Origin of the sequence: Streptomyces sp. NPDC059900 (assembly GCF_050270335.1) — a bacterium.
Taxonomy (GTDB): domain Bacteria; phylum Actinomycetota; class Actinomycetes; order Streptomycetales; family Streptomycetaceae; genus Streptomyces.
Window position 1 is genome coordinate 6,480 of record NZ_JBNNJZ010000298.1, and the last position, 3,709, is coordinate 10,188.

At 71.0% G+C, this 3,709-nt stretch carries 4 protein-coding genes and 1 other RNA gene; 1 reads left to right on the forward strand and 4 read right to left on the reverse strand.

Annotated features, from left to right (window positions below):
* Nucleotides 1-459 (forward strand): MFS transporter (locus ACQKIP_RS29715; protein ID WP_427744642.1); only part of this gene is annotated, 459 nt, incomplete at its 5' end.
* Here the strand turns inward: ACQKIP_RS29715 and dacB are convergent.
* The 4 genes from dacB to ssrA all read right to left on the reverse strand — a co-directional run.
* On the reverse strand, nucleotides 383-1,975 hold the full coding sequence (gene dacB / locus ACQKIP_RS29720) for a D-alanyl-D-alanine carboxypeptidase/D-alanyl-D-alanine endopeptidase (protein WP_365857262.1): 1,593 nt from the start codon (nucleotides 1,973-1,975) through the stop codon (nucleotides 383-385). The two genes, ACQKIP_RS29715 and dacB, sit on opposite strands and share 77 nt — an antisense overlap.
* A 152-nt stretch (nucleotides 1,976-2,127) precedes the next feature.
* Nucleotides 2,128-2,943, reverse strand: a complete 816-nt coding sequence (locus ACQKIP_RS29725) for a collagen-like protein (RefSeq protein ID WP_365857260.1) — start codon at nucleotides 2,941-2,943, stop codon at nucleotides 2,128-2,130.
* Nucleotides 2,940-3,212: a hypothetical protein gene (locus tag ACQKIP_RS29730; protein ID WP_365857258.1), complete on the reverse strand. Its 273-nt coding sequence runs from the start codon at nucleotides 3,210-3,212 to the stop codon at nucleotides 2,940-2,942. Before ACQKIP_RS29730 ends, ACQKIP_RS29725 begins: the two co-directional genes overlap by 4 nt.
* Nucleotides 3,213-3,438: 226 nt before the next feature.
* Nucleotides 3,439-3,709: a transfer-messenger RNA gene (gene ssrA, locus ACQKIP_RS29735) on the reverse strand; the annotation flags it as partial.

Consider the following 3,709-nt stretch of genomic DNA (forward strand, 5'->3'; position numbering starts at 1 on the left):
GGCTCCTGCGCGGCGGGACTCCTCTACGGAACGCTCAAGCCGAGCGGCCCGCCGCACCGCCGCCACATCCTGTGCGTCACCGCGATGGCGGCCCTGATGACGCTTCCGCTCCTGGCCGCCACGCTCACCGGCTCGCTCCTCGTGCTCGCCGGGGCTCTCCTGGTCGCCGGAATGGCGACGGCACCGACGATGATCACCGGCATGACCCTGGTCCAGGAGCGCACCCCCGAGGGGCGGTTGAACGAGGGCATGACCCTCGCCGTGACCGGTCTCCTCGGGGGCATCGCGTGCGGCGCGGCGGCCGGCGGCTGGGCGGTGGAACACCTCGGTGCCACGGAGGGCTACGGGGTCCCGGTCGCCGCCGCGTGCTGCGCGCTGCTGCTCAGCATCGCGCAGGCTTGCGCCACGAGCACTCCAGGTCCCCGCTCGGCTCGGCCCCGCGCAGGGAGCGCGGCCTGACCAACTCGGCCTTCTCCTCGGTCGACTTGGCGAGCGTCACGACGATCGCGTCCTCGAGCGCCTTCACCGAGGAGGGCATGTAGTTGTTCAGGATGATGCTGAACACCAGCTCACGCCCGCCCGCGTCCTTCACGTACCCCGAAAGGGCCGAAGCCCCGGTCAACGACCCCGTCTTCGCCCGTACGTTGAGGGCCGCCGGAGTCCCGCACATCCGGGTGCGCAGGGTGCCGCCGACGAACTTGTCCGGGTCGCAGGCCACCGGCAGCGACCTGTACCAGTCGGCGTACCAGGGCTCGCCCTTCGCGGACAACAGCAGCTTGACCAGCTGGTCGGCCGGGGCATTGTCCTTGCGCGAGAGTCCGGAGCCGTCGACCTGGCGGATCTTGCCGGGGTCGACACCGGCGGTCTTCAGGTAGGAGCCGATGGCCGCGAGCCCGTCGGGCCAGCTGCCGGGCCGCCCCGTGGCCTCGTACCCCATCGTCTTCGTGAGGTTCTCCGCGTGCATGTTGTTGGAGAGCTTCATGAAGGGGATCATCAGCTCCTTCAGGGGCATGGACTCGTGCGAGGCGAGTTGCCGCGCGCCCTTGGGCGTGGCGACCCCCGCCTTCGTCGGCCCGCTGACCCGCACCCCGTGTGCCTTCAGCGCGTCCCGGAAGATCGCGGCGGCGTATCCGGTCGGCTCCCACACGGTGATCCACTCCTTGGTGGCATCACCTCCCACGGGGACGGTGCCGGTGACCGTGATGGTGTTCGTCCCGTGCTCGCGCTCGATGGTGAGCGTGTCGTCGCCGCCCGCGGCGACGGTCCTTGCCGTGTTCGCGACGTCCACGTAGTCGGTCTTCGGGGTGACCGTCACCTTGGGTCTGTCCCCGGCCTTCGCGCCGGGCACGGCCTCGACGATGACCGTGCCGGTGTCGTAGTCGGTGTCCGGGGCGACGCTCAGCGCGGAGATCTGGGCGGCGTAGTAGGCGAATTCGTCGTCGCCCGCCCAGGTGTCGCCGATGCGCTTGTCGTCGAACCGGGTGTCGTCCGCGACCAGGCGCCCCGAGACCCGCCGGACGCCCGAATCGGCGATCTTGGCGGCGAGTCCGTCGTAGTCCTTCGCCAGCGTCGTCGGGTCGCCGGTGCCGCGCAGATAGAGATCTCCGGAGAGTACGGAGCCCTTCTGCTTGCCGTCGGCGAGCACGTCGGTGGTGAAGCGGTGGTCCGGGCCGAGCCGCTCCATGGCCGCCGTCGACGTCAGGAGCTTGGTGTTGGACGCGGGCATCAGGCGTCCGGTGGGCAGATGCTGGTAGAGCACGTCGCCGGAAGCGGCGTCGGCGACGACCACGCTCGCCGCGCCGCCCTCCATCCGGGGATCACCGAGGATGGTGTCGATGGCTTCGGGCAGGCCGCTGCGGTCGGAGTCCGCCCCGGCGGGCGAACTGACGGAGAGGGTGGCCGCCGCGACGCCGAGCACGGCGGGCCAGATCCAGTGGCGCATACGGGCGTTGACGCGTCTCACGGGTCTACTCATGACCCAGGAGCATCCCCGACTCCGCCGCCCGGCGACAGACCCCACTCCGGACACATACGAGACCCGGCGGATCGCCTGCCTCCGGTGGGCCGACCGCAGCACCGCGTCCTCCGTGCCCCGCCGTGCCCCGCCGTGCCCTTCTAGGCCCCGCCTCAGTCCGGCGCCTCCGGCGTGTGGCGGCGCCGTGGCAGCATCGCCGCAAGCAGCAGGACCGCGGGAGCCGGGTCCGTGGGCGTGACGCCGTTCCGGCGGCAGACCAGGGCGTCGGGGTCGCCCTGCGGCTGCTGGAGGGTGTAGCCGTCGGGGCAGGGGGATCCTGCCTCGCCCGCCTCGCCTTTGGGCCCGCGCTCGCCGCGCGGACCCGTGGGCCCCGCCGGACCTTCAGGGCCCGCGGCGCCGCCCGCGCCGTCGGAGCCGTTGGCACCGTCGGAGCCCCGGGCGCCGTCCGCACCCCTGGCGCCGTCCGCACCCGGCGGCCCCGTCGCTCCCGCCGGTCCCTCCGGGCCCTGTTCTCCGGTCGCGCCGTCCGGGCCCGCGGGCCCGGTCGGGCCGGCCTCACCGGGCTCCCCCGCATCGCCGCGGTCTCCGTCGCGGCCGCCGGTCCCCCGCTCGCCCTTGTCGCCCGGCTTCCCGTCCGTGCCGTCCTCGCCGTCCGCGCCGGGCGAACCGGGTCCCGATGCCGGTACCCGCGCCCGTGACACGAGGTCGTCCACGGCGTCGGAGGGGTCGGGGGCGGCCGGGGTGTCGCCGTGCGAGCGGACCTGTGCGCGCAAGGTCCGTACGTCCCTGGCGAGCGTGGACACGGCCTCCCCGCGCCGGTCCGCCTCGGTGGCGAACCGGTCGGCCCGCTGGTCTCCGGCGTCGATGCGGGCCCAGAGGACCGCGGCGACCCCGCAGAGCGCGACCAGCACACAGACCAGAAACACGCTGCGCCAACGGTGGGCCAGGATCCGCTCGAGATTGGTCACGGAGTGCCTCCGAGCCGTTGGTTGTCGATGAGCAGCCGGGCGATCTCGCTCTGGTCATGGACGTGCAGAGCATTTAACTCGGCTAATTTCTCGTCGCGTTCGGCGACCTGCCGCTCCAGCCTGTCCCGCTCGGACTGGAGTCTCTCCGTGAGGCTGGAGTAGCCGGTGAGGGCGTTCTCACCGCGCTTGCCGAGGTAGGCCACCACTGCCGCGCCCAGAACTCCGAGACTGGCGAGAAGCGAGCCGAAAAGAGTGACGGTGGCATCCAAGCGACTGCCTCCTGCACTTGCGTACTCAGCCGGGCCACTGCGCACTCGGCTGTCGGGAACCTGCACTCGGATGCAGTAACGAGTCACATGACGGGAGGATGTGCCCGACCGTCCGTTCGCCGGTTCATTCGCCAGATCATTTGGCAGATCATTTGACCGTTCCGTGCCCCGCGCACGGAAAGAGCCCCCCGGCCGGTGGCCAGGGGGCTCTTTCTTCACATGGGAATTGTGGAGATGGCGGGAATCGAACCCGCGTCCAACGGTGCAAAAGGAGGGCTTCTCCGAGCGCAGTTCGCTTCGATTTTCTCGGCCCCGGTGATCTCGCGAACAAGTCTCCGACGGGCCCAGTCACTGTTTGATTTCCCATCGAACCCCGTGACCGGGCTCGATGGTTTAGTTCCCTAGATTATGCCAGGGTCCGGGTCGGGAACACCCCCGGGCTGACACCCATTAAGGGTCCCTCACTCACTGCATATTAGGCAGCGAGGGCGAAGGAC